General features: G+C 56.1%; 26 protein-coding genes. 18 read left to right on the plus strand and 8 right to left on the minus strand.

The genetic code is table 11. The features are described 5' to 3' along the window. The first annotated feature begins 97 nt into the window (after positions 1 to 97). On the plus strand, positions 98 to 949 hold the full coding sequence (locus tag LH22_RS02010; RefSeq protein ID WP_052059336.1) for an AraC family transcriptional regulator: 852 nt from the start codon (positions 98 to 100) through the stop codon (positions 947 to 949). Here the strand turns inward: LH22_RS02010 and LH22_RS02015 are convergent. Next, positions 903 to 1,301 (minus strand): helix-turn-helix domain-containing protein, encoded by a 399-nt coding sequence (locus tag LH22_RS02015; RefSeq protein ID WP_038643912.1) that lies wholly within the window; start codon positions 1,299 to 1,301, stop codon positions 903 to 905. The two genes, LH22_RS02010 and LH22_RS02015, sit on opposite strands and share 47 nt — an antisense overlap. A gap of 191 nt (positions 1,302 to 1,492) precedes the next feature. Here LH22_RS02015 and LH22_RS02020 point away from each other — a divergent pair, with 191 nt between their 5' ends. Beyond that, positions 1,493 to 1,870 (plus strand): DUF1360 domain-containing protein, encoded by a 378-nt coding sequence (locus LH22_RS02020; protein WP_200538338.1) that lies wholly within the window; start codon positions 1,493 to 1,495, stop codon positions 1,868 to 1,870. Between the two features lie 2 nt (positions 1,871 to 1,872). On the opposite strand, the gene LH22_RS02025 is transcribed toward LH22_RS02020, so the two are convergent. Both LH22_RS02025 and LH22_RS02030 read right to left on the minus strand, forming a co-directional pair. Continuing rightward, a complete protein-coding gene (locus LH22_RS02025) occupies positions 1,873 to 2,337 on the minus strand; it encodes an Rrf2 family transcriptional regulator (protein ID WP_038643913.1) in 465 nt (154 codons plus the stop codon). Between the two features lie 76 nt (positions 2,338 to 2,413). Beyond that, the gene (locus tag LH22_RS02030; RefSeq protein WP_038643914.1) at positions 2,414 to 3,406 is read right to left on the minus strand and encodes a LacI family DNA-binding transcriptional regulator; all 993 of its coding nucleotides are present in this window, start codon (positions 3,404 to 3,406) and stop codon (positions 2,414 to 2,416) included. A 403-nt stretch (positions 3,407 to 3,809) separates the two neighbouring features. Here LH22_RS02030 and LH22_RS02035 point away from each other — a divergent pair, with 403 nt between their 5' ends. Continuing rightward, positions 3,810 to 5,273 (plus strand): sugar porter family MFS transporter, encoded by a 1,464-nt coding sequence (locus tag LH22_RS02035; protein ID WP_038643915.1) that lies wholly within the window; start codon positions 3,810 to 3,812, stop codon positions 5,271 to 5,273. Between the two features lie 21 nt (positions 5,274 to 5,294). Here the strand turns inward: LH22_RS02035 and LH22_RS02040 are convergent, their stop codons facing one another. The 4 genes from LH22_RS02040 to LH22_RS02055 all read right to left on the minus strand — a co-directional run bounded on the left by LH22_RS02040 (position 5,295) and on the right by LH22_RS02055 (position 8,506). Beyond that, positions 5,295 to 6,428: an ROK family protein gene (locus LH22_RS02040; RefSeq protein ID WP_038643916.1), complete on the minus strand. Its 1,134-nt coding sequence runs from the start codon at positions 6,426 to 6,428 to the stop codon at positions 5,295 to 5,297. Positions 6,429 to 6,444: 16 nt separating this feature from the next. Then, on the minus strand, positions 6,445 to 7,185 hold the full coding sequence (dnaC, locus tag LH22_RS02045; protein ID WP_034829969.1) for a DNA replication protein DnaC: 741 nt from the start codon (positions 7,183 to 7,185) through the stop codon (positions 6,445 to 6,447). Further along, positions 7,185 to 7,721, minus strand: a complete 537-nt coding sequence (dnaT, locus tag LH22_RS02050) for a primosomal protein DnaT (protein WP_038643917.1) — start codon at positions 7,719 to 7,721, stop codon at positions 7,185 to 7,187. Before dnaT ends, dnaC begins: the two co-directional genes overlap by 1 nt. 92 nt (positions 7,722 to 7,813) lie before the next feature. Beyond that, positions 7,814 to 8,506: an autotransporter domain-containing protein gene (locus tag LH22_RS02055; protein WP_038643919.1), complete on the minus strand. Its 693-nt coding sequence runs from the start codon at positions 8,504 to 8,506 to the stop codon at positions 7,814 to 7,816. Positions 8,507 to 8,648: 142 nt separating this feature from the next. Between LH22_RS02055 and LH22_RS02060 the strand changes: the two genes are divergently transcribed. The 9 genes from LH22_RS02060 (at position 8,649) to LH22_RS02100 (ending at position 17,883) form a co-directional block, all read left to right on the plus strand. Further along, positions 8,649 to 9,209 carry a DNA-3-methyladenine glycosylase I gene (locus tag LH22_RS02060; RefSeq protein WP_034829972.1) on the plus strand — a complete coding sequence of 187 codons (561 nt, stop codon included), beginning with the start codon at positions 8,649 to 8,651 and terminating at the stop codon, positions 9,207 to 9,209. A gap of 110 nt (positions 9,210 to 9,319) precedes the next feature. Further along, positions 9,320 to 9,982, plus strand: coding sequence for an OmpA family lipoprotein (locus LH22_RS02065; protein WP_038643920.1), 663 nt, complete (start codon positions 9,320 to 9,322; stop codon positions 9,980 to 9,982). 161 nt (positions 9,983 to 10,143) lie between these two features. After that, entirely contained in the window at positions 10,144 to 11,148 is a 1,005-nt protein-coding gene (locus tag LH22_RS02070; RefSeq protein ID WP_038643921.1) for a LacI family DNA-binding transcriptional regulator, read from the plus strand. A 58-nt stretch (positions 11,149 to 11,206) separates the two neighbouring features. After that, positions 11,207 to 12,232 carry a LacI family DNA-binding transcriptional regulator gene (locus tag LH22_RS02075; RefSeq protein ID WP_038643922.1) on the plus strand — a complete coding sequence of 342 codons (1,026 nt, stop codon included), beginning with the start codon at positions 11,207 to 11,209 and terminating at the stop codon, positions 12,230 to 12,232. 156 nt (positions 12,233 to 12,388) lie between these two features. Next, on the plus strand, positions 12,389 to 13,138 hold the full coding sequence (locus tag LH22_RS02080) for a sugar phosphate isomerase/epimerase family protein (protein WP_038643923.1): 750 nt from the start codon (positions 12,389 to 12,391) through the stop codon (positions 13,136 to 13,138). A 7-nt stretch (positions 13,139 to 13,145) separates the two neighbouring features. Further along, entirely contained in the window at positions 13,146 to 14,087 is a 942-nt protein-coding gene (locus tag LH22_RS02085) for a sugar kinase (protein WP_038643924.1), read from the plus strand. A gap of 141 nt (positions 14,088 to 14,228) precedes the next feature. Then, positions 14,229 to 15,509: an MFS transporter gene (locus LH22_RS02090; protein ID WP_038643925.1), complete on the plus strand. Its 1,281-nt coding sequence runs from the start codon at positions 14,229 to 14,231 to the stop codon at positions 15,507 to 15,509. Between the two features lie 66 nt (positions 15,510 to 15,575). Further along, positions 15,576 to 16,550: a glyoxylate/hydroxypyruvate reductase GhrB gene (ghrB, locus tag LH22_RS02095; RefSeq protein ID WP_038643927.1), complete on the plus strand. Its 975-nt coding sequence runs from the start codon at positions 15,576 to 15,578 to the stop codon at positions 16,548 to 16,550. Positions 16,551 to 16,632: 82 nt separating this feature from the next. After that, on the plus strand, positions 16,633 to 17,883 hold the full coding sequence (locus tag LH22_RS02100; protein ID WP_038643928.1) for a valine--pyruvate transaminase: 1,251 nt from the start codon (positions 16,633 to 16,635) through the stop codon (positions 17,881 to 17,883). On the opposite strand, the gene LH22_RS02105 is transcribed toward LH22_RS02100, so the two are convergent. Further along, the gene (locus tag LH22_RS02105) at positions 17,880 to 19,328 is read right to left on the minus strand and encodes a PLP-dependent aminotransferase family protein (protein ID WP_038643930.1); all 1,449 of its coding nucleotides are present in this window, start codon (positions 19,326 to 19,328) and stop codon (positions 17,880 to 17,882) included. The two genes, LH22_RS02100 and LH22_RS02105, sit on opposite strands and share 4 nt — an antisense overlap. A gap of 182 nt (positions 19,329 to 19,510) precedes the next feature. Here LH22_RS02105 and LH22_RS02110 point away from each other — a divergent pair, with 182 nt between their 5' ends. The 6 genes from LH22_RS02110 to LH22_RS02135 are packed head-to-tail and all read left to right on the plus strand — an operon-like array spanning position 19,511 to position 25,233. Then, positions 19,511 to 20,977, plus strand: coding sequence for a hypothetical protein (locus LH22_RS02110; protein WP_038643931.1), 1,467 nt, complete (start codon positions 19,511 to 19,513; stop codon positions 20,975 to 20,977). A 17-nt stretch (positions 20,978 to 20,994) separates the two neighbouring features. Continuing rightward, positions 20,995 to 22,272 (plus strand): ATP-grasp domain-containing protein, encoded by a 1,278-nt coding sequence (locus LH22_RS02115; RefSeq protein ID WP_038643932.1) that lies wholly within the window; start codon positions 20,995 to 20,997, stop codon positions 22,270 to 22,272. Further along, positions 22,260 to 22,970: a class II glutamine amidotransferase gene (locus LH22_RS02120; protein WP_038643933.1), complete on the plus strand. Its 711-nt coding sequence runs from the start codon at positions 22,260 to 22,262 to the stop codon at positions 22,968 to 22,970. Before LH22_RS02115 ends, LH22_RS02120 begins: the two co-directional genes overlap by 13 nt. Before the next feature lie 5 nt (positions 22,971 to 22,975). Then, complete coding sequence (locus LH22_RS02125; protein ID WP_038649770.1) at positions 22,976 to 23,776, plus strand: 2OG-Fe(II) oxygenase; 801 nt, start codon at positions 22,976 to 22,978, stop codon at positions 23,774 to 23,776. Between the two features lie 27 nt (positions 23,777 to 23,803). Continuing rightward, positions 23,804 to 24,304, plus strand: coding sequence for a YbaK/EbsC family protein (locus tag LH22_RS02130; RefSeq protein ID WP_038643934.1), 501 nt, complete (start codon positions 23,804 to 23,806; stop codon positions 24,302 to 24,304). 23 nt (positions 24,305 to 24,327) lie between these two features. Beyond that, positions 24,328 to 25,233: an EamA family transporter gene (locus tag LH22_RS02135; protein ID WP_038643936.1), complete on the plus strand. Its 906-nt coding sequence runs from the start codon at positions 24,328 to 24,330 to the stop codon at positions 25,231 to 25,233. The last annotated feature ends 10 nt before the right edge of the window (positions 25,234 to 25,243 follow it).

Genomic DNA, 25,243 nt, shown 5'->3' on the forward strand with positions numbered 1-25,243 from the left:
TGGAAAGATTAAGCCAAAAGCGGCACAGCAAGGCTGGCACTTTACTTCTGCACGGTTCTCCGCCACTTTGCACTAAGATAAATTTTCGGAACCCCCCATGCTCATCCATCCCACCGACAACCTCACCTTCTCCGGCGATCCGCGTGCAGATGAGCTGCGCAAAAAACTGCTGCAACCCAATGCCCCCAAAGTGATCGCGGCGGCGTTGTCCAAGCAGTTGGATCGCGAAAGCCGCACTCACAGCCATGCCGCCGGGCAACTTTATTGCCTGAAGCAGGGCATGATGACGGTCAACACGCCGTCGGGCATCTTCGCCAATCCACCGCGCCTGGTGGGTTGGATTCCGCCACACTTCGAACACGCGATTATCGGGCCAGGCCGTGTACTTGGCTGGACGGTGTTAGTGGATGAAGCACTCAGCGCCCCCTTGCCTAAACATCCCGTACTGCTCTCCTGCCCTTCGGTGCTGGAACCGCTGGCTGAGCGGCTGGCAAGTTTGTCGCCGGATAGCTGGGGCAGCGATCGCTACAACCGATTATGCGATGTTTTTCTTGATGAGTTATATGAGTCGACCGAGCATGCCCTGACATTGCCGCTCCCCGAAGAGCCGCGTCTGCGGCAGATTGCGCGCCTGCTGATGGACAATCCGGCGGACACGCGCACCGCACCCGAACTGGCACAGTGGGCGGGACTCAGTCCACGCAGTCTAAGCCGTCATTGGGCCAGCGCAGTGGGCATGAGCTTGTCGCGCTATCGCCAGGTCTCGCGACTGTTGAAATCACTGGAAGGACTGGCCGACGGCAAAAGTGTGCAGCAGGTGGCGTGGCAGGTCGGCTTTGATAGCGTGAGCAGTTACATCAGCGCGTTTCGCAGCGCCTTTGGTTCCACGCCCGGCAAATATTTTACGCCGCCTGACGCGTCTGCGGTTGCAGTATCAGAAGGCTCGTAGGCCCATCGATCGCTGGCAGGCTGTGATGATATTTGCGACGAAACGCCCCGGGCGGCAGATCGTACATGCGACGGAAGGTGCGGCACCATGTCTGTTGAGACTCAAAGCCATACTTAATCGCGATCTCCATCAGCGGCATATGGCCGTTCATCAAGGCAATCGCCGACGCCGTGAGTTTTCGTTCACGAATATAACTGCCCAGCGCAATACCAGTATGGTGGCGGAACATACGTTGCAGATGCCACTGCGAGTAACCAGCCCGACGCGCCACGGTCTCCAGCGTCAGTCGCTGTTCTATGTTGTCTTCGATCCAGAGCATCAGTTGATGCATACAGGCTGCCTGAATATCCATCTTTCCTCCTGATGGCGGATTAAAAATCATCAGCATTATAAAAAAGCCTCAGCTGGCCATGTTTAGCGTTAAAGCCAATAAATAACGATATCTCGCCAAACTTGCGCACGTATCATTCGAGCTCAGCGCTTGCAGCTGGAACTATCATGTAATATTGTAAGTTACATGATAAATGCCTGACAGGAGAATGTATGAATAGTTGGATCACTTCAGACGTGGGAACTTGTGTCGCGATAGCCCTGGCAGCGGCCAGTATCGCGATGACCCTCACCCAAACCGAGTTGTTTGCCGGCCTGCGCGCATGGACCGCCAAAAAGCACGCGCTACTCGGCCATCTGTTCCACTGCTTTTACTGCATGAGCCATTGGACGGTGCTCGCGGGCATGGTGATTTATCGCCCTGCGCTATTGCACAGCGATATGGCACTCGTTGATTGGGTGATGACGGCGTTCATTACCTTAACCCTGACCACCTTTATCAACGGTCTGATGTTCAAGGTGTTCCAGGCAGCAGTCACCACGCATGTGATGAAGCACAATGCGCAGATCACTTTGCAGAAGCAGGATTGAGGTTATTCACTGCACAGCGGATGGGGCTCAGATTCCAGCCCCAGTTTTGCCATTTTCTTGAGGTAATCATCGGCAATATCAGCCACGGTGATGTGGCTAAAACGTTGAAGCAGCAGCACTTCCGCTTCATTGAGCGCCTGATCCAGACGCTCATCGACCGCATGTTCAACTAAACACGGCGAAGGATCGGCAGCAGGCCCGATGCTGAACAGCGCAGGCGACCCAATCGCCTGATACACATCCAGTAGCGTAATCGCGCTGAGTTCCACCCGCAGCTCCCAACCGCCGCCGTGCCCCTTCTCCGACACCACATAGCCTTTTTCGCGCAGGCCGGACATCATGCGGCGTACCACCACCGGATTGGTGCCCAACATCTTCGCCATCGCTTCCGAGGTGGCGCGTTTAACGTGCCGATCAAGATGAATTAAAGCGTGCAGTGAGCGGGACATTCGGTTGTCGCGGGGCATGGATCATTCCTCTAAAGTTCACGACACTTTAGCAAAGCCACCCGGTAGCAACAATTTATCCTGTCTGAATGATCCCTTAGATAGTCGCTCCCATCGAGAGTCGATAATGCAGATTGACCTGTTCGATAGTCGGCTGCTGGTTAATCTTCTTCAGCACAATCTCGGTGGCGACTTTACCCATCTCAAAACGTGGCGTGATCACGCTGGCTAAACGCGGCGTGGTGGCCTGACCAATCTCCAGCCCGTGAAAACCGGCAATCGCCATCGTCTGTGGCACGGCAATCCCGGCGGCCTGACACTCCTGCAATACGCCGACAGCTAAATCATCATTGGTGCAGAGAATCGCGTCCATTTCCGGATAGAGCTGGCGTGCCAGCGTCATCATGCCCGTACCAATCGAGACTGAAGAGACCTTGTTCGGCACAATTCTTCCCGCCGGGAAGCCCGCCGCTTCCACCGCATCACGATAACCCGCAAAGCGCTGCTCATCGCGGCGATCGGACATCGAACCAAAATAGATCACGCGCTGTTTGCCGCTGGCCAGCAGCATCGAGGTCATATCGTAACCGGCGCGATAGTTGTCAAAACCGACGTTGATCCGCCCGCTGGCCTCCGTCAGCCCCATCACTTCCGCCACCGGAATATTGGCGGCATTGAGGTATTTCTCGGCGCGCACCGTGTGCACCGATTCGGTGAGGATCAGCCCTTTGATGTTAAACGCCAGCACCGTGGCGATCTGCTCCTCTTCACGCTGGGCATTGTAGTCGTAGTTGACCACCAGCGTCTGATAGCCGTGTGCGCTGGTGACTGACTCAATGCCCGCCAGCAGATCGGCAAAAATTTGGTTATTAAACGAGGGCACCAGCACGCCGATGCGCGGCGGGTTTTGTTTGGTTGAGCTGGAGTTGTCGCTATCGGGGACGTAGCCGATTTCAGCCATGACGCTGGCGATTTTCTCCGCCGTTTCCGTTTTAACCTTTTCCGGAGTACGTAAATAACGGCTCACCGTCATTTTGGTGACGCCCGCCAGGGTAGCAATATCGTCCAGAGTGATGCGCTGCGTTTTCATTGCGACGTCCGCAAAGATGGCCTGTCAATCAACGTATTATGCCCGTTGCCCGACAAAAAATGAAACCCACGCTTAACCGCTCTCAGAAAGAGAAATCAGGGTTGCATTACAGAATAAAAATTTCACACCGTTGCAAGAAAAAACAAGAAACGTCATGTGGCGCCAATCATGCCTGATAAAAAACCTATCATTTCAGCCAAATATGGCCCTGCCGTGAATATTGCCATCAGCAATTTTCGCAACACCCTTCACACTTCCTGGAAAAAATGATCCAAAAACCATCATTTAGAACATATATTCCAAAGCGATGACCTTGAGTGAACAACGCTGAACATCGATAACCTACACCACTCCTCTTTCTGAACACGTAACGTTCAGGCCGTAGAGACAAGGGGCTATAACAATGGATACCAGGCAAAAACGCTACAACATGAAGTATGTCATTCTCTGCTGTACCGTCGCGGCATTTGGCGGACTGCTGATGGGCTATGACTCTTCTATTATCTCCGGTGCAATCGAACCTTTAAGTGAATATTTCCAGTTAACCCCGGCTGAAACCGGCTGGGCCGTTTCCAACATTCTGCTGGGTAGCTTAGTGGGATGCTTTATCGCCCCCCGCCTGAGCGACAAACTCGGACGCAAAAAATCGCTCGCCATTACCGCGCTGCTGTTCACCGTTTCGGTGATCGGAACGGCGATCGCCCACAACTTCACGGTATTTGTGCTGTTCCGTATCATTGGTGGACTGGCGATTGGCCTTGCCTCGGTGATTTCGCCGATTTACCTCGCGGAACTGTCGCCGTCGAAGTTTCGCGGCCGTACCACTGCACTCTATGCGGTATGCTGTGTCGGTGGACAATCGGTGGTGTTACTGACCAACTACTTCATCACCAAATCGACGCTGCCCGAGGTGATGATCAACATGGGCTGGCGTTACATTCTGGCTACGGCACTGGTGCCCTGTGCGCTGTTCATCTTCTTCATCGCCTTTATCCCGGAATCTCCGCGCTGGAACGTGCTCAAGGGCAAATACGATGAAGCGCTGGATACGCTGACCAAAATTTCCAATCGCGAGCATGCCGAGAGCGTGTTCAATGAAATCAAACACTCGTTCTCAGACAAAACTGCACACCAACATAAATCGCGCCTGCGTCTGGATAAAACCACCATTCCGCTGCTGGTGATCGGTATCGGTCTGGCGGTCGGTAACCAAATCAGCGGCATTAACGTGATTCAATACTTCGGCCCGACATTGCTGAAGAACGTGGCGGGCAGCACCGATTCAGCATTGCTACAGACCTTCTGGCTGTCGATTTGTCAGTTTATTGGCGTGCTGGCGGGCATGATGGTGATTGATAAAATTGGCCGTCGTAAGCTGCTGCTGCTGGGGGCCATCACCTCCTGCATCTGCCTCGCTTACTCGTTCATCGCCTTCTATTATCACCTGCCGGGTATGCTGGCGGTGGTGGGTCTGTTTGCCTATATGATTTTCTTCGGCATGACCTGGGGCCAGATCGTCTGGACCGTGCTGGGCGAAATCTTCCCTACCGAAATTCGTTCGATTTGCGTCGGGATTTCCATCTGTGCCATGTCGCTGGCGAACTTTGTGATCAGCAGTACCTTCCCGATCATGAACAGCAGCCCGATGCTGCTGGATCTGTTCCACGGTGGCTTCCCTCTGCTGCTGTTCGCGATTTTCTCTCTGGGAATGTACTTCTTTACCTTCCGCTACCTGCCAGAGACCGCGGGCGTGTCGCTGGAGAAAATTCATGGGCTGGTGCTGGAGAAGTTTAACGTCGAAGCGGAACTGCCGCAGAGCACCTCGTCGGCCAAGTCCAGCGAGTCGTTTGATATTTCACGGCATTAAGAGGGTGTGATGAGCGCGCGCCTAAGAGATGGCGCGCTCATATTGCTCAATCACCGCCAGCGCCAAACCGTTGGCAGGATCAATACGCTGCGGCAGGAAATGCAGCTGCGTGTGGGAGAAGGTAAAGGCCAGCGTGCTGGCCTGCGCCGTTTCTTCAACCGCCTGGATAAAGGCAGGATGCGTATTCCACGGCCCATCAATAATGATGCTCGCCGGGTTCACCAGCTGCATCACATGGCTCAGGGCGTGGCCCAAATGTTGACCGGTTAACGCCATCACCTCACTCGCGATCTGCGGTTCACTGGCGGCGTTCTGCCAGCGCAGACCTGTTTTTCGCTGCCCCAACTGCTGTTGAATCGCGGGCTGACTGATCAGCGTTTCCAGGCAGCCTGAACGTCCACAGCTACAACGCAACCCTTTGGGTTGCACCTGCAAATGACCAATCTCCCCGGCGGTCCAGCTGCTGCCGACAAACACTTCGCCCTGCTCTACCAGCGAGCCGCCAACCCCTTCACCGATACGCAGATAAAAATGGCTCTGTGCTCTATCCAGATCGAGTTGCTCCACCGAGAGCAGCGCAGCGGCTTTGACGTTATGCATAATGCGCAGCGGCAAACGGCAGGCGCTGACCAGCGGCGCCAAAACATCGACATCCTGCCAGCCAAGATGGGCGGAAAAGTGCACCCGGCCACGCTGTGGATCGATGATACCGGGAAAGCCCACGGCGATGCCCAGCAGTTCAGGATGCGCGGCGTGCAAGGTCTGGCACACTTCCTCCAGCTCATGCAGCAGCTGCTCAGGATCGGAGGTCGCCGTTTGCCAGGTTTGTTCCGCAATCACCTGCGAGAAATAATCACAGACGCGCCAGTGAATGGCATTGCGCTCCACCATGATGCCGGCGCTTTTTAGCTTTTCCGCGCGTAGCGAAATTTCGATTTTTGGGCGTCCGGCCGCTGCCACGCTCACCGGGCCGAGTTCGTGAATCAGGCCCTGCGCCAGCAGATCATCCACAATCAGGGAAACGGTGTTTTTACTCAGCTGCAGCGCCAGCGCGATATCCTGGCGGGAAGTAATACGCGTGCTACGCAGTTGCGTCATCACGCGCTTAAGGTTGTTTAATCGAAGTAATGCGGGGCCTTTACCGGCTACTTTCATCGCGCGCCCACCTGACTCAATACTCATCACCGCGTACACGGCTGCGATAGCTTTCCCAATCGAAGCGCACCCATAAACTGGTGCCGAGACGCATACGATCCATCACGCGCTCACCTAATAAGCCGTTCATTCCCGCCGGGTCCAGATTCGACAACATGCCGGTTGGGCGTTTTGACGATGAGCGACGATCGACAATCTGGTTGATGATCACTTTTTCGTAGCGGGATTCGCTCTGCATGCCGATCTCATCGATCACCAGCAGATCCACATGGCTGAGATCCTGCAGCAAGCGCTCTTCAGTGATGTCGCTACCACCGCTGAAGGTGCCTTTCATGCTCGACATCAAATCGGCCACGGTGACAATCAATACGCTTTTGCCACGCAGAATGAGGTCGTTACCAATGGCGGCGGCCAGATGGTTTTTTCCGGTGCCAGGGCGGCCAGAAAACACGAAGCTGGCGATGCTGTTGTCGAACCCGGCGGCATACTCCCGCGCCAGCGCGAGTGCTTTGCGCTGACCATCATTCTCGACACGATAGTTATCAAACGAGCAGTTCATGTGCAGCTCACGGATACCAGAACGCCCCATGATGCGCTGCATTTTCATGGCGCGGTTTTCGCGCACGATGGCTTCAGAGCGCAGACGGCCCTGCTCCTGATTCCACGCCAGCAGCTCTTCACCGTTTTTAAATTTCGGCTGCACATCCGCAGGCATAAATTTTTTCAGGCGACTGAAAAGATCGTTCGGCGTTTTCATCACTCACCTCGGAATCCATCGGGAATATCATATTGAGTATTGCTGATCTGGGTGATATCGCGCTTGGGCTGACCACCGTTGGCAGCGCGGTTCATTTGTACGCTGCGCGCCAGTTTCTGCTGCCACTGCACATGATGGAACAGTCGGCCTTCGGCCTGCCAGTAAGCCACAAAGGTGGCCAATTCGGCCGCCGTTACCGGTTCACTCAGCGCCACACCCCAGATGGCGGCCTGTCGCTGAAAATCATGATCCGGCTGCCAGCCCGCGTACATGGCAAACTTGCCCACCGGTGTGGCAATCGGTGCCGCATCGGTATGGAACAGGCTGTCATCCAGCGTGACATCATTTGGCTGCTGCGCTGCGGCTTCCAGCGCCAGCAACTGTGCCAGACGCTGCGGTGTCAGCGCATAAAAAGCGGGCGCATTGTTGTACAGCACCGCCAGCACGCCGTTATCGGCCTGCTGCAACACGGCAAGCGGATCCTTGCAAAAGCCATCCAGCCCCACCAGCGTTGAAGATAAGATTTTAACTGACATGAAGAAACCTGACGTTGACCAACCCGGAGCGCCTATAGGTTTAGCGCTAAGCGGTCAGTGTACCTGTTTTAACGCGATGGATCGCGCAGGATTTAGAAGCTGGCGCTGACGCCAAGGCTGTAAATAAACTGTTCACCGCTGATCACCGCACCGGTTTGCGAGAAGGAGGCGAAAGCCGCCATATTTTGCCCAAACGGCACATTGGCCCCCACGCTGACATCGACCCAGTTGCTTTCATGGCCGATCTCCTCGGGGCGATCGCGCAGCGATGACGCATTTTCATCACTCAATTGATGGCTGTAGCTAACCTGTGCCCAGGGTGAAATCCAGTCAAGGGTGGAATCAACGCGCCAGCCCAGTGAGGCAATATGCCCGGCGTGATCACCATCGACAAATTCACACTTCGGGCAGCTCACTCGCGAATCATCCACCGCGAATTGCGCCACCGGACCGGTGCGCAGCGTCGCACTCATCGGCATCTGCCAGCCTGCCGAATAGCGGTTAGCAAATGGGGCATTCCCCACGCTGGCTTTTTCACTGTGCAACACCATGGCGCTCTCATCCGGTGAATTCAGCGCGGCATCCATCAGGCTGATGTCACGATCTTCTGTCAACATCAGGTGATTACTGGAAATCTTTTCAGCAAGTATCGCATTGTAATCCGGCACATAATCCGCGCCCGATTCATCCCAGGCGTAAGCCGGCACCGCCGTAAATAACAGCCACACACTGCCAAAAGCCAGCATGAGATTGTGCTGGCCTGTCCGCTGACTTTTCTGCAACATGAAAGACTCCTGACGAGCCAGAAAGGAAACGGGCGTTAAGATTCAGGTTTATTGATTATCGGCACCCATTGATTAACTATTAATCGATTCTGTAATACGTCAAGGGATTAACTGTATTTTCCTCATGCTTAGGGAGAGTAATATGCAACGTTGTGGCTGGGTAACACAGGATCCGCTCTATCTGGCGTACCACGATAATGAGTGGGGCGTGCCGCAAACTGATAAGCGAGCCTTATTTGAAATGATCTGCCTTGAGGGGCAACAGGCGGGTTTATCGTGGATCACCGTGCTCAAAAAACGTGAGAACTATCGTCGCGCGTTCCACGAATTTGATCCTCAGGCCGTGGCGTTGATGGATGAGGCAGACATGCTGCGCTTGCTGCAGGACAGCGGATTAATCCGTCATCGCGGCAAGCTGGAGGCGATCATCAATAACGCCAAAGCCATGCTGGCGCTGGAAGCGGAAGGCGAAGACTTTTCACGCTTTGTCTGGTCATTTGTCGATAATCAGCCGATTTTGCACCGTTTCGCCGATTACAAGCTGGCGCCCACCACCTCCGAGCCTGCCATTGCGCTCTCTAAAGCGTTAAAGAAGCGTGGTTTTAAATTTGTCGGTCCGACAACCTGCCATTCATTTTTGCAGGCGTGCGGGCTGATTAACGATCATCAAACCAGCTGTTTCTGCCATCCCGATAATCTTTAAAGCAAATCTTTACACTTTAAGACTGACCCTCACGCATTTCCCCATTATTGAACGGCATAATAGTGCCGTTTTGGGGCATTTTCCCCGTGTGACTTTGTGAGGGATTTTCAATGAAAAAGCGTAGTTTGACGCTGGCCTTGTTACTTAGCGGCAGCGTTGTGCTGTCAGGTTGTACCACCAATCCTTATACCGGCGAATCGCAGGCAGGGAAATCCGGCATCGGCGCGGGCTTAGGTGCCGTGCTGGGTGCAGGCGTTGGCGTGTTGTCATCATCGAAGAAAGATCGCGGCAAAGGTGCGTTGATTGGTGCCGCGTCAGGGGCTGCCGTTGGCGGTGGCGTCGGGTATTACATGGATGTGCAGGAAGCGAAGCTGCGCGATAAAATGCGCGGTACCGGCGTTAGCGTGACGCGTCAGGGCGATAACATCGTGCTGAATATGCCGAATAACGTCACCTTTGACTCCAACAGCAGCAACCTGAAACCGGCAGGCGCCAATACGTTAACAGGTGTCGCGATGGTGCTGAAAGAGTATCCTAAAACTGCTGTCAATGTGGTGGGCTTCACCGACAGCACCGGTACACGCGCGCTGAATATGCGTCTGTCGCAACAACGTGCGGATAGCGTGGCCAGCGGCCTGATTCTGCAAGGCGTAGCCCAGAACCGTCTGCGCACGCAGGGCATGGGCCCGGATAATCCAGTGGCCAGCAACAGCACCGAAGCGGGTAAAGCACAAAACCGCCGCGTCGAGATCACGCTGAGTCCACAGGGTTAATCCCGCTCGCCGATCTGTTTCTGCAGATCGGCTTTTCCGCACGTTTTTACACCGCAATTGACGCTTTTTGTATCAGATAACGCTCTATAATCGTCAACCAATAGAGGCGTGAAATACTTTATGCTAGCGTGATCAAAATTTGATCAGTGGAAAACGTCATCATGTCGCTCAAAGCCATTGCCGCTGCCCTCGGCCTCTCTGTTACCACCGTGAGTCGTGCGCTAAATGGCTATGACGATGTTGCGGCCGCCACGCGTAAACGAATTGAAGAAGAAGCCACTTCACGCGGCTATCGTCCGAATGATGCCGCACGCCGTCTGAAAACCGGCCGCGCCAATGCCGTCGGGCTGGTTTTCCCGGTCAGCACCGCCTCTTTGAATGATAGTTACTACAGTGAAATGCTGTTGACGCTGGATCAGCGCCTTGCTCAGCATGACATTGATCTGATGATTCTGCCGGATAAACCGCAGGATAAGCACCGCACGCTGATGCGCTTGCTGCGCAGTGGCGCGCTGGATGCGCTGATTCTCACCCATACCCAACCGCATGATATCCGTCTGCAGCGTTTGCAGCAGAAAGGCTATCGCTTTCTCACGCTGGGCCGCAGCCAGCTGCCGCAACCTTATGCCTGGTTTGATTACGATAATCATGCAGGTACCTTGCTGGCCGCTGAACACTGCCTGCAACAAGGGCTGACGCGGCTTGCCTATCTTGGCGGCAACGAGCCCTGCACGTATATCCTCGATCGTCGCCACGGCTTTATCGATGCCCTCACACAGCATCAACCGCCTATCGCGCCGACGATGCTGGCCGCGCTACCGATGACGCGTCGTGCCGGTTATCAGCAAACGCAGCGCTGGCTGGCGCAGGATATCGCGCCTCAAGCCATCATCACGGATTGTGCGCCGCTGGGTGAAGGCGCGGCCATCGCGCTGCAGCAGGCCGACCGTTTAAGCGGTGCGCGGGCGATCCCACTGTACGTCTATGATGGCTTGCCGCATGACTCCATTATCGATCAGCCGGTGAACGCGATTCTGCAACTATCGCAGCAGCGCATTGGCGAACGCGTGGCCGAGATGGTGCTGCAACTGCTGGAAGGTGCACCGCTCGAGGAACTCCAGACGCTGTGGCAACCGATGTTGCGCCTCACTTCTGATGCACAATGATTGCGTGTGCGCCGTGCTGTGGTAGTCTTCGCCTGATTTTATTATTCAGGTGTACGCAATGAAAACCAGGCCGCCACGAGCCACAATCAGTGACGTTGCCCGTACGGCAAAAACCGGTAAAACCAGCGTTTCCCGCTATCTCAATGGCGAAGTGAATCTGCTTTCGCCCGATCTCAAAGCCCGTATTGAACAGGCGATTGCCGATCTTGATTATCGTCCCAGCCAGATGGCGCGCGGACTGAAGCGTGGCCGCACGCGGCTGATTGGCCTGATTATCGCGGATATTACCAATCCCTATTCAGTGGATGTTCTGAGCGGCATTGAAGCGGCCTGTCGCGCGCAGGGTTTTACGCTGCTGATGTGTAACACCAATAACGAAGTCGATCGTGAACAGTATTATCTGCAATTGCTCAGCAGTTATCAGGTCGAGGGGATCGTGGTCAATGCGGTGGGGATGCACGAAGAGGTGTTGAAACGCCTGCAGCAGTCGATGTTGCCGATGGTGTTGATCGACCGCAAAATTCCTGACTTCGCCTGCGATGTGGTTGGCCTGAATAATCCCGAAGCCGCGCAAATTGCCACCCAGCACCTGCTGGATAATGGTTACGATGCGCTGCTGTTCCTCAGCGAACCGTTGGGCAGCGTCAACACCCGCCGTGAACGCCTTGGCGCCTTCTATGACACCAGCAAAGCCCATGCCGGGGTGATGGCGGAAAACGCCGAAGTGCCCTTGCACCAGCCAGAGCAGCTGGAGCAGGTACTGCGGGCATTCCAGCAACGCCACAGTGACAAACGCTGCGCGGTGATGGCCGCCAACGGTGCCCTGACCTTGCAGGTGGCGCGCGCCTTGCAGCGGCTCGAACAGCGCTGGGGGGAAACCATCGGCCTGCTCGGTTTTGATGAGCTGGAGTGGGCCGCACTGGCAGGCGTGGGCATCACCACCCTGAAACAGCCCACCTGGCAAATTGGTTATGCGGCGCTGGAACAGGTGATCGCGCGCATTGACGGCAACGAACAGCCGATTAGCGAGCAGGTTTTCCCCGGCGAGTTGATTGTGCGCGGCTCAAGCCAGCCGCTGCGCTAATTCCCCTTTCTCTGGCTCACTTCGTGAGCAGGATCATAATTCCACACTCTCTTCCTTTCATTTGGAACCGGTTCCATTTAGGTTTTTTTTAAGACATCGATTTTAAGACAACGGGCGGCTCTGACCGCATCCTTCCCAGTTCAATGGAGAGACAACATGGCACATCCCGAAATCATCGTGGTCACCGCCGCCTACGGCACGCACAAAGTCGCTGAGTTAGGTGGCCAGACTGCGCTGCTGCCGCTGATCAAAGCCGCTGGCGCGGATGGTGTGGAAATCCGTCGTGAGCTATTCAGTGAAGACGACCTGCTGCAGTTGCATTCGCTGAATAAAGCCATTGCTCAACAGCAACTCAGCGCCAGCTATTCGGTACCAGAAGCCCTGTGGCTAGAGGACGGCTCGCTCAACCCTCGTTTGGGACAGTTCCTGCTGGAAGCGGAGCAGATGGGCGCTAAGCGCTTGAAAATCGCCCTCGGTCACTTTGTCGATCTCAGCGACGCTTCGCTGGTTGAGGTATTGGCCGCATCGCCAGTGACCGTGGTGGTGGAAAATGATCAAACGCCAGACAGCAAACTGGCCCCGATGCAAACCTTCTTCCATCGTACCTGTGATGCCGCCTTGCCGCTGGATATGACCTTCGACATGGGTAACTGGCAGTGGACCGGTGAAGACGCCATGCAGGCCGCAGCTCAGCTCAGTCGTTACGTCAGCTACATTCACGTTAAAGCCGCAGTGCCGCATGGCGAGAGCTTCCGTGCAGTAGCACTGGACGAAACCGACGGCAGCTGGCGCGTATTGCTTCAAGCACTGCCTGCTGATGCGCCGCGCGGCATCGAGTTCCCGCTCGAAGGTGAAGACCTGCTGGCCGTGACACGCCATTACGTTGATCTGCTGCGTGCAGTATAAGGAGCCGATGATGAAGCAACTGGATGTGGTCACGATTGGCGAAGCGATGGCGATGTTTATCGCTCAGCAAAGTGGGGATCTCGCCGCCGCAGAGGGCTTCGTCAAACGTATTGCCGGTGCCGAACTGAATGTGGCCATCGGACTGGCGCGTCTCGGTTTGCAGGTCGGTTGGGTCAGCCGTGTCGGCGATGACAGTTTCGGCCGTTTTACCCTGCAACAGCTGGAGAAAGAGAAGGTCGATCACCACTGTGTGACCACGGATAGCCGCTATCGCACCGGTTTTCAGCTCAAGTCGCGCGTTGATGACGGTTCCGATCCTGAAGTGGAATATTTCCGCGCAGGCTCCGCTGCCAGCCATCTCTCGCCGCAGGATTTTGATGCGGATTACTTCGGCGGCGCGCGTCACCTGCACCTGAGCGGCGTGGCCGCCGCTATCTCCGACAGCTCGCTTGAGTTGACCAAACATGCGGCCAAAGAGATGCGTTCGCGCGGCAAAACCATCTCCTTCGATCCGAATTTGCGCCCGGTGTTATGGCGCAGCGAGGAGGAGATGCGTAAGCAGCTGAATCTGCTGGCAGAGTACGCAGACTGGGTGCTGCCGGGTGAGAAAGAGGGGTTCATTCTGACCGGCTATCGTCAGCCAGAAGCCATCGCCGATTTCTATCTGGATAAAGGTGCACGGGCGGTGGTGATCAAAACCGGCTGCGACGGCGCCTGGTACAAAACCGCCGACGGTGAAAAGGGCAATGTCGCTCCGATTCTCGTCGATAACGTGGTGGATACCGTGGGCGCGGGCGATGGTTTTGCCGTGGGCCTGATCAGCGCACTGCTGGAAGGCAAATCGCTGCCGCAGGCGATTCTGCGCGGTAACAAGATTGGTTCGCTGGCGATTCAGGTCGCGGGCGACAGTGAAGGGCTGCCGACGCGCGCAGCGCTGGGCGATTTTTAATCAAGCGGTTGCCTTCATTGGCAACCCAGCAGTTAGGGTACGCATTGATGTGTACCTGGTGAAACAGTCTGTCTCTACACAACCCGAATATTTCGAGGCGCATCCATTGAATGTGCCCGCCTCAAAACAGAGGAGTCACCCATGAAATCGCAGACAATCGCGCCAAAACGCTGGTGGTTTATCATGCCCATCGTGTTTATCACCTACAGTCTGGCGTATCTGGACCGGGCGAACTTTAGCTTCGCCTCTGCCGCAGGGATTAATGACGATCTCGGCATCACCAAAGGCATGTCATCGCTGCTGGGTGCCCTGTTCTTCCTTGGCTATTTCTTCTTCCAGATCCCCGGCGCGGTGTATGCCGAACGCCGCAGCGTGAAGAAGCTGATTTTCTGGTGCCTGATTTTGTGGGGCGGCTGTGCCTCGTTAACCGGCGTGGTGAGCAACATTCCAATGCTGGCCGCGATTCGTTTTGTGCTCGGCGTGGTGGAAGCAGCGGTGATGCCGGCAATGCTGATTTACATCAGCAACTGGTTCACCAAATCGGAACGCTCGCGCGCCAACACCTTCTTGATCCTCGGCAATCCGGTCACGGTACTGTGGATGTCGGTGGTTTCCGGCTATCTGATTAATGCCTTCGGCTGGCGTGAAATGTTTATCTTCGAAGGTATCCCGGCGGTGATCTGGGCCGTGGCCTGGTGGTTCCTGGTGCAGGACAAGCCAGCACAGGCCAAATGGATGAGCGACGAAGAGAAATCTGCCCTGCAGGCGCAGTTGCAGAAAGAGCAGGAAGGCATCAAAGCGGTGCGCAACTATGGCGAAGCCTTCCGTAATCGCAACGTGATCATTCTGTGCATGCAATATTTTGCCTGGAGCATTGGCGTGTACGGTTTCGTACTGTGGCTGCCTTCGATTCTGCGCAACGGCACGCAGATGGGCATGGTAGAAGCGGGCTGGCTGTCGGCGGTGCCTTATCTGGTGGCGACCATTGCGATGGTCGTGGTGTCGTGGGCATCTGACAAAATGCAGAACCGTAAGCGGTTTGTCTGGCCACTGCTGCTGATTGGGGCGCTGGCGTTCCTTGGCTCCTATCTGGTCGGCTCCAGCCACTTCTGGCTGTCGTATGCCTTGCTGGTGATTGCCGGTGGTGCCATGTATGCCCCTTACGGCCCGTTCTTCGCCCTGATTACTGAAATGCTGCCACGCAATGTTGCCGGCGGTGCCATGGCACTGATTAACAGCATGGGCGCACTCGGTTCCTTCATCGGATCGTGGATTGTAGGCTATCTTAATGGCGCGACCGGCAGTCCTGCCGCCTCTTACATCTTTATGGGTGCCGCGCTGCTGGTGTCGGTGTGGCTGACGTTAATCGTCAAACCCGCCGAGAACAAGACAGCACCGATTCATGGGGCGAAGCACGCCTGAAAGCGTAAGAAATGACTTTTCCGGGCGACTCAGGTCGCCCGTCACACGTTCTACAGGGAGCAAATGATGAAACCTGCTGTGATTCTTTATAAGAGCCTGCCAGACGATCTGCGCGCTAAACTGGATGCCCATTTTACCGTCACCGAAGTGCATGACGTTTCCCCCGAAACCGTGCAACAGCATGCCGCACAGTTTGCGCAAGCCGAGGGTTTGCTCGGCTCAGGCGGTAAAGTCAATGGTGATCTGCTGGCAAAGATGCCCGCATTGCGCGCCTGCTCTACCGTTTCCGTGGGCTATGACAATTTCGATGTTGAAGCACTGAACCAGTGCAATGTACTGCTGATGCACACGCCAACGGTTCTGACCGAAACCGTGGCCGATACCATGATGGCACTGGTGCTGAGCACCGCCCGTCGCGTCACCGAATTGGATCAATGGGTTAAAGGGGGTGAGTGGAAGAAAAGCATCGGGCCAGAGCATTTTGGTATCGATGTGCATCACAAAACGCTGGGTATTCTCGGCATGGGACGTATCGGCCTGGCGCTGGCGCAGCGTGCGCACTTCGGCTTCGGCATGAATATTCTTTACAACGCACGACGTCAGCATGAAGAGGCGGAAACCCGCTTCGGTGCACGCGCCTGCGATCTTGAAACGCTGCTGAAAGAGAGTGATTTTGTTTGCATCAGCCTGCCGCTGACTGAGCAGACACATCATATGATTGGCGCTGCGCAGCTCAAGATGATGAAATCCAGCGCCATCCTGATTAATGCCGGTCGTGGTCCCGTGGTAGATCAAGAGGCGCTGACCGCCGCACTGAAAGACGGCACGATTCACGCTGCCGGTCTGGATGTGTTTGAAGTGGAGCCGGTGCCCGCTGATGCGGAGATCCTCAAGCTGCCGAACGTTGTGGCGCTGCCGCACATCGGTTCAGCCACTCATGAAACGCGTTACGGCATGGCGCGTGATGCGGTGGACAATCTGATTGCTGCGCTGAGCGGCAAAGTCGAGAAAAACTGCGTTAACCCGCAAATCCAGGCCTAAGCTTGCTGCTTTAGCCATTGCGCCTGCCCGTGGCGGGCGCTATGGTGGTTGCCCATTCCCGATTACAATGTTTTAACTTCCTATGTCCTTTTCTCAGTTCGGCGACAAATTTACTCAACATTCCGGCATCTCACGTCTGATGGAAGACATGGGTGAAGGCCTGCGCACGCCTGGCACCATTATGCTCGGCGGCGGCAACCCGGCGCAGATCCCGGCCATCAATGACTACTTCAATCAGTTACTGCTACAGATGCATCAGGATGGCAAACTGAGCGAAGCACTGTGCAACTACGATGGTCCGCGCGGCAAAACGCTGCTGCTGGATGCGCTGGCGAACATGCTGCGTGAAGAGCTGGGCTGGCCGATCACCGCGCAAAATATTGCGCTGACGAATGGCAGCCAGAGCGCGTTCTTCTATCTGTTCAACCTGTTTGCTGGCCGTCGCGCTGACGGCAGTAAAAAGCGCGTGCTGTTCCCGCTGGCGCCGGAATATCTCGGTTACGCCGATGCCGGACTGGAAGAAGATCTGTTTGTTTCCGCCAGGCCAAACATTGAGCTGCTGCCCGAGGGCCAGTTCAAGTATCACGTTGATTTCGACCATCTGCCGCTGAATGAGGACGTGGGCCTGATTTGCGTGTCGCGCCCGACCAACCCAACCGGCAACGTGATCACCGATGACGAGCTGATGCAGTTGGATGCGCTGGCACAGCAGCATGGCGTGCCTCTCCTGATCGATAACGCCTACGGAGTGCCCTTCCCCGGCATTATCTTCAGCGAAGCCCGTCCGCTGTGGAACCCAAATACCATTCTGTGTATGAGCCTGTCGAAACTTGGCCTGCCGGGTGCACGTTGCGGCATTATCGTTGCCGATGAAAGCACGATTAGCGCGATTGGTAACATGAACGGCATCATCAGCTTAGCGCCAGGCAGCATCGGCCCGGCGATTGCCACTGAAATGATTGTGCGCGGTGATTTGCTGCGTCTGTCGGAAGAGGTGATCAAGCCGTTTTATCAGGCCAAGGTAAGCGAGACGATTGCCATTCTGCGCCGCTATCTGCCGGAAGATCGCTGCCTGATCCACAAACCCGAAGGCGCGATTTTCCTTTGGTTGTGGTTCCGCGATCTGCCGATCAGCACCGAAGCGTTGTATCAGCGCCTGAAAGCGCGCGGCGTGCTGATGGTGCCGGGCCACTTCTTCTTCCCCGGTCTGGAACAGGAATGGCCGCATACGCATCAGTGCATGCGCATGAACTATGTGCCGGACGCGGAGAAAATTGAACGCGCGGTGCAGATTCTGGCGGAAGAGCTGGAAATGATAGCTAACGAGGCTTAATCCGCCGTTAATGACAGCTGGCACCACTCTGCCAGCTGTTTGATCGCCTGCTCCACTTCCGCATTCCAGCCAAAACCGGCATTCAGCCGGAAACAGTGATCGTAGCGATGATCGGTGGCAAAGATGTGCCCTGGCGCGATGCCGATGCCCGCGTTACGCGCCTTCAGAAACAGTGCGCGCACGTTTAACGACTGAATTGGCATTTCCACCCACAACACATAGCCGCCTTCCGGATCCGATACACGCGTACCCGCAGGGAAATAACGCAACACTGCCTGGCGCATATGGTGGATTTGATTCTTCAGCTCACGACGCAATTTGCGCAGATGCGCATCGTAGCCGCCGCTGCGCAGCAGTTCGGCAATCGCCGCTTGTGACAGCACCGAGGTGCCCATGCTGGTGGTGTATTTCAGCGAGGCGATTTTGCGCATGTAATTACTGCTGTGCACCCAGCCAATGCGGATACCGGGCGCCACCGTTTTCGAGAAGCCGCTGCACAGAATGGCATTCGGGCTGAAGGCGCGCATCGGGAACGGACGGCGATCGCCAAAGGCCGTATCACCAAAGATATCGTCCTCAATAATCACCACATCATTCTCATCGGCCTGACGCGCAATATAAGCCTTCTGCTCGTTGGGAATGCTTTTCCCCAGCGGATTATTGATGTTGTTGATGGTGAGATAGGCCTGCACCGCTTTACGCTGAAACAGCGCGGTGAGCTTGCTGACGTTAACATAACCTTCCGGCCCGGCTTCCACTTCAATCACGCGCAGATTGAGGTTATGCAGCATCTGCAACAGCACGAAGTAGCACGGCGATTCCACTGCCACGATATCACCGGGGCGGGTCGTGGCGCGCAGAGCCAGTGAGATAGCTTCGATGCAGCCGTTGGTGATCAGGATGTCATCAGCGCTGATATTGCAGCCATAATCCACCGCGCGGCGTGCAATCTCGGCTTTGAGCGGCGCATAGCCGGTGCCTTTCACCGTGTTTCCGAGCAGCGCCGGTTTGCTGTAGCCCATCTGGCGCATCAGCAATCCAATTTTCTTGACCGGATAGAGCGAGATATCGCCATTGGCCAGATCCAGCCGCACACGACAATCGGAGCCCAGCATCGCCAGATGCAGCTCGGTTTGCTCATCCAGCGGGGCGACTTCACGCGGCTGTTCGCTGTGGATGGCTGCGGGTAACGCCCTGGGAACCTGACGGGGTGCAACAAAAAAGCCGGACTTGGGACGCGCCACCGCATAGTGTTCATCCTCCAGCGTCCGTAATGTTTTCAGGGCGGTGGTCATGCTGACGCTGTACTGTGTCGCTAGTGTACGTACCGACGGTAAACGGCTATCGGGCGGCAACGATCCGCTGTGAATCGCCTGCTTTATCTGCTCTGCAATCTGACGGTAACGACTACTCTGACTCTCCTGTTCACCCGTTCCATCCGCCATCTGTTCCACCCTATATCGTGCTGATCTGTGCGTATCCATCAGATTACATTCAAAGTACTTTAGGCTGCATCTGTTTATTCAGCCTCAGACATTCATTCCGTTGCAACTTCGTGGCCCCTTTTCCTGCACGTTGCCGCCAGCACGGTAACGGCGATTTTATTAGCCAAAGGATGAAGTGAAAAATGAATAATCTGTCCACCATGATGAGAGAAATTGAAGGTTATCTCACGCCCGCGATCATCGATTCTGCTCAACGCTGTTCTCAACGCTTACTTGCCGCCCTGCCCGATAGCAAAAATCCCGCGAACAATCGCGTGCTGCTCGCCTATGGCGGCGGGAAAGACAGCAGCTATATGGTGGCGTATGTGCGCTACATTCAGGGGTTGATCTGGCAGCAGCAGGGCAGCACCTTCCAGCTGCGCATCAGCACCAATCGTCACGCGGCGATGAACGACAGCGTGATGGAGAATATCGACCGGGTATATCGTGCACTGCACATTCCGGGGGATGACTTTACCGAATGCCTGGTGACCGATGGCCTGCAAATCCGCCACTTCGAACGCCATTTGCCAATGCCCGATAGCGTGCGTCAGCAGAATCGCAACGATGTGCTGATGAATGGCCATCGCTTCCGTGCCGATGCGCGTTCCACTTTCTGTAACGCCTGCAACCTCAGCATGGTGAACTCGTTTGGCCTTGCCGCGCATTACGAGGGCGGCGTGGATGTGATCATCACCGGTGATTCGCCGCAGGAGCAAACCGCTTACCTCGCCTGGGCTCGTCATCTTTCACGCCTGTTTGATGCGCCCGTTGCCGACAAATCACGCGGCTTTAGCGGCTTCCTGCAAACCCTCGATGGCGTGGCAGAACGCTATTTCGCCGACATTTACGGCGCCGATCAGGTTACCCCGGCCCATCGCATCACCTGGCAGCTGGCGCGCGATCCGCTGTTCTTCAACATCTATCAGGACACCGCCTATGAAGCCGGTGCGCACTGGTCACTGCTCACTGAATTTATGCACTTCCGCTTTGATGAGCTGATGTTCAGCTTCTCTGAATCGGACTGCGGCAACCCGACGTTAATGGCACATATTCGCGGTCTGCGAGCGGAGACGCTGATGCAGCGTAGCTACGCCGAAGGCATTCGCGAATATGTGCGCTTTGCGCTCGGCCTGATGGAGAAGAAAGATTTCCCGCCGCAACTGATTGCGGAAATGGCGGCGCGTTATCAGGACGATGCGGCGATTGAACGTGCTCGCCAGCGTGCAGCACAGTTTGCCGAACAGGCCTTTGGCCTCAACGAAACCCAGCTGGTGTGCATGATCTATTCGCCGTTTATCGCGCAGGGCCACCAGCTCAACGTCTGGCTGCAACAGCTCAACCAGGCACCCAATGAGCAGGCGGTGCGGGCGCTGCTGTGTGGCGATAGCGATGACCTGCTGCTGACTCAGCAGCTTGAGCACCTCTCCGGCCTGACCATTGCGCAGATGCGCCAGTGCTGGCGCAGTGCGCAGGTTAATACATTGCTGGATGGTACGCGCGGCGATGCGCTCTCACGCGTGCTGCGTTTCGATCCGCACAAAGCAGTGATTCAGGTCAACAACGGTGCCTTGCAAGACATCGTTACTGAAGTGATCTCCGGGCGATAACCCGGTAAGGCGACGCGATGAGAAAGATTTTCCTGCAGATTGGTGCCACGCGTGACGGGCAAAATCCGTACTGTGCGGTGGCAAAACGCGAGGGCTATTTTACCGTGCTGGCGGAGATGGGCGACTTTGTCGACTATCAAAGCTTAAGCATTCAGCTGCCGTTCGATCTGATTGTGCGTCTCGATCGCCCGGAAAATCCGTGGGATGTGTTACAAGCCTGCCTGCGAGCGGGCTTACTGGAACATCCTCAGGTGGTACTGGCGGGCTTTGAAGCCTACAACACCAGCGCCGGTCGCGTGCGTGAACTGCTGGCCGGGCCGGATGCCGGCCCGAGCTTTATTCCGCCGGATAAGTACGCGCAGCGCATGGCTCTGCGTAAAGCCTGGCCGCGCTTCCCACAGCCGGAGTTTCGCTTCTTTGCCTCACCACTGAGCATTCGTGACGCGCGTGATGCGCTGCTGTTTCCCTGCGTGATCAAACCGGTGGATGGCGGCGGCGGATTAGGGATCTGGCTGGTGGAAGAGGCCAGCCAGCTCGATGCGGTAATCGGCAAGCTGGTGGAGACCATGAACTACGGCGGACGCGGCTTCAGCGGTTTTATCGTCGAAAGCTGGCTACCGGGCGACGAATATTCACTACAAGGTGTGGTGGATAACGGACACGCGGTGGCGCTGACCTGCTGCCAGAAGGTGATCGAGCACCACATAGATGCCGAAGGCTGTATCAGCTTTTACGAATCCGGCCATGTGGCGATGGCCGCGCAACAGCTGCCTGCGGCCTTTGCCAGTTTGATGAGCTTTTGCTGTGAGACCTTTGGCTATCGCCAGGGTGCCTTCCACATCGATTTCATTATGGTGAACGGTGAACCGCACTTCCTGGAAATGGGTTTCCGTTTGTCGGGCATGGGCGTGGTGAATCTGGTCGAGGAAGTCACCGGTATCAACTGGGCAGAGGTGGCGTTTCAGATTGAAGCCGGGCGCGGTTTGCCTGTGCTGCACTTCCCGGAGCAACCCCAGGCTATTGGCCGCCTGCGCCTGCGTCAGCGCCTGCAATTCGACGCTGCGGAGCGCTGGATCGCTGAACATCAGCGCGGTCAGCTACTGCCACCGCTCAATCTGCCCGCGCTTGCCGTCTCGCCGCGATCCTCGTTGTATGCCGATCTCACTCGCCATGCCGGTATTCTCGCCACCTTCCGTCTCGCGGCAGACAGCCGGGACGATGTGCTGGCCGTTTTCCAGCAGATTCTCGACGTTCCGTCTTTAGCCACCCGGAGAGATCTTCTATGTGCAGAATGATTCTGGCATATGGCCAGTTTGATGCAGCCGCGGTACTGGACGCCGCTCGCGCGATGAGCTGCGGCGAAACCGCGACCCATGAGGGCCCGATTAAACAGCACCCGAATGGCTGGGGCTGTTTGTGGCTGGATCAGGGAAAGATGCGCACCCTGCATGGCACAGGCACTTTTGCGGATGCGCTGCCCGGCATTGATGTGGATGCTCTGCGTCATAGCCGTTTTCTGGCGGTGCATGTGCGCCACGCCACGCTGAGCAAAAATCATGGCATCGAGTTTTCTCATCCGCTGTGGCGTACCAGCGGTGCTACACAGTGGTACATGATGCACAACGGCTTTTTACCCACGGTTTATGCGCAACTGGGCATGGCGGAATCGCGCTTTGACTCCGCCGAATACCTGGAATACATCGTCGATCAGGTGACGCCTGCCGATTTTACCCGTGACTACCTGCGCAGCAAGATGGCGCGCGTGGCACCGGGCGGCAGTGCGGCTAATGCGATTTTTGTCACCCGGGATAAAGCCTGGGCGTGGCAGTGGCATCCCGATGACACCCCTTATCCTGACTATTTCACGTTGCACCATTATCAAAACAACAGCACCACTTTTATCTCTTCTGAACCTATTGCTGCACTGGGCACGGCGTCTGACTGGCGTCGCATGAACAACCATGAACTTCATGAATTTCCACTTGGGGAGTGATCAGCATGGCCATTTTCAATCAGATACGCGTTATCCATCCAAAAATGTTCGTCGAAAGCACCTGGCTGGATGACATCGTGACCGCGCGCGTGCCGCTGTTGGTGCTGCGCAATTTCCTGACGCCTGAAGTGCGTGAAGCGGTGGTGGACGATCTGCAACAGTGCCGCGATCACGTGCGCGTCTCGCGCTATCCGAATGGCGCACTGACCACGCTCGGCCCCTATCTGGCTAAACACACTCGCGCACCAGAAAATTACTTCACCGAGCTGCGCGACATCCAGCCTGCTCTGCCACCGTCACTGCACTGCCTGCGCGATCAGGTTTACAACTGGGTGAAGCACTCATTGCGTCTGGAGAGTCTGCACACTGCCCGCGAGCCGGAGTTGGGCGATTATGCGGGTTCGATTGTGCGCTTTCATGCCAACGGCGTCGCCAATCCACTGCATAACGACAACATCGTACGCGATGCCGCGGGCAGTGGTTTGGCCGTCACCAACATCCTGCACCAACTGAGCTGTGTGGTCTGTTTGCAGGAGTGTCACGCGGGCGGGGAACTGCGGATATTCAACAAGAAGTGGCATCCGGTGGATGAGCGCTTCAAAACGCCAGGTGAACTCGGCTATCAGACTGGCGTCATTGAGCAAAGCGAGGCGTGTGAGTTCTCCCCACGCAGCGGCGATATCTATCTGTTTAATCCTGCGTTTTATCACGAGATTGATCGCGTGGAAGGCGACACGCGCATCACCATGGGCTTTTTCTTTGGCCTGACCGACAAAAAAATGAAGCACGCCATTGCCTGGAGTTAATGCCGGGCCTTCGACGAGGAGAGGAAGATGAATACCTTTGAAAAAATCACCGCCCTGCTTGATCAACACCACGCGGACTATCGCGTGGTGGAGCATGAGGCCATCGGCCAGACCGATGTGATCAGCAGCATTCGCGGCAACGATCTCAATCAGGCGGCCAAAGCGATGGTGCTGGAAGTCACGATGCCGGACGGCGCCGATGCGCGCTACCTGCTGGCGATTGTACCAGGTGATTGCAAGATCAACTTCAAAAGTGCCGCGCGCGCCATTGGCGGCAAGAAGTCGAGCTTTGCCGCGCCAGAGAAAGCGCAGGATCTGACGCAGTGTGTGATGGGCGCGGTGCCGCCCTTTAGTTTTGATGACCGACTGGCGTTGCGCGTCGATACGCGCCTGCGTGATGTCGGCACGCTGTGGTTTAACGCCGGTGCGCTGGAACGTTCCGTGGCGCTGAATGTGGATGATTTTTTTCGTGTTGTCGGCGATGACTGTTGTGCAGACATTGCCACTCCGATGACGGCGACTGCCTGAAACGGCTGCAGTAAGGAACGAGTATGTCAGTAAAAGATATGATGTTAGCCCTGTGCGTGGTGGTGGTGTGGGGCGTGAATTTCGTGGTGATCAAACTGGGCCTGCACGATATGCCGCCGTTTCTGCTGGCGGGATTGCGTTTTGCGTTAGTGGCGTTTCCGGCGATCTTCTTTGTGAAGCGGCCGCAGATCCCTTTGCGCTGGCTGATTGTGTACGGCATGACCATCAGCTTTGGTCAGTTCGCTTTCTTGTTTCTGGCGATCAAACTCGGCATGCCAGCAGGACTGGCCTCTCTGGTGTTACAGGCGCAGGCGTTCTTTACGCTGCTGCTGGGGGCTTTATTGCTGGCGGAAAAACTGCGCTGGAACCACATCGCCGGGATTTTGGTGGCGACACTTGGCATGTTTATGCTGGCAACAGCGGGCATGGAGGGGCAAACCACTGCTGGGATTACGCTGACCACCATGATGCTGACGCTGGCGGCGGCGCTGTCGTGGGGACTGGGCAATATCACCAACAAGATCATATTGCGTAACCGTAAGGTGCCGGTAATGTCGCTGGTGGTGTGGAGTGCACTGGTGCCGATCGTGCCCTTTTTCGCCTGCTCATGGTGGTTCGATGGCGAGGCAGCGATCGTCACCAGTCTGCTGCATATCTCGTTGCAGACTCTACTGGCGCTGATTTATCTCGCGTTTATTGCCACCATTGTCGGCTATGCGATCTGGGGCAATCTGCTCGGTCGCTATGAGACCTGGCGTGTTGCGCCGCTGTCACTGCTGGTGCCAGTGGTGGGCATCCTCAGTGCCGCGCTGGTGCTCGACGAGACCTTGTCAGCGCAGGAGATTCTCGGCGCATCGGTGATTATACTCGGCCTGCTGGTAAACGTGTTTGGCGGGATGGTAAGCCAGCGATTATGGGTGCGCACCTGATCGACAGAAA

Origin of the sequence: Pantoea rwandensis (assembly GCF_000759475.1) — a bacterium.
Taxonomy (GTDB): Bacteria; Pseudomonadota; Gammaproteobacteria; order Enterobacterales; family Enterobacteriaceae; genus Pantoea; species Pantoea rwandensis_B.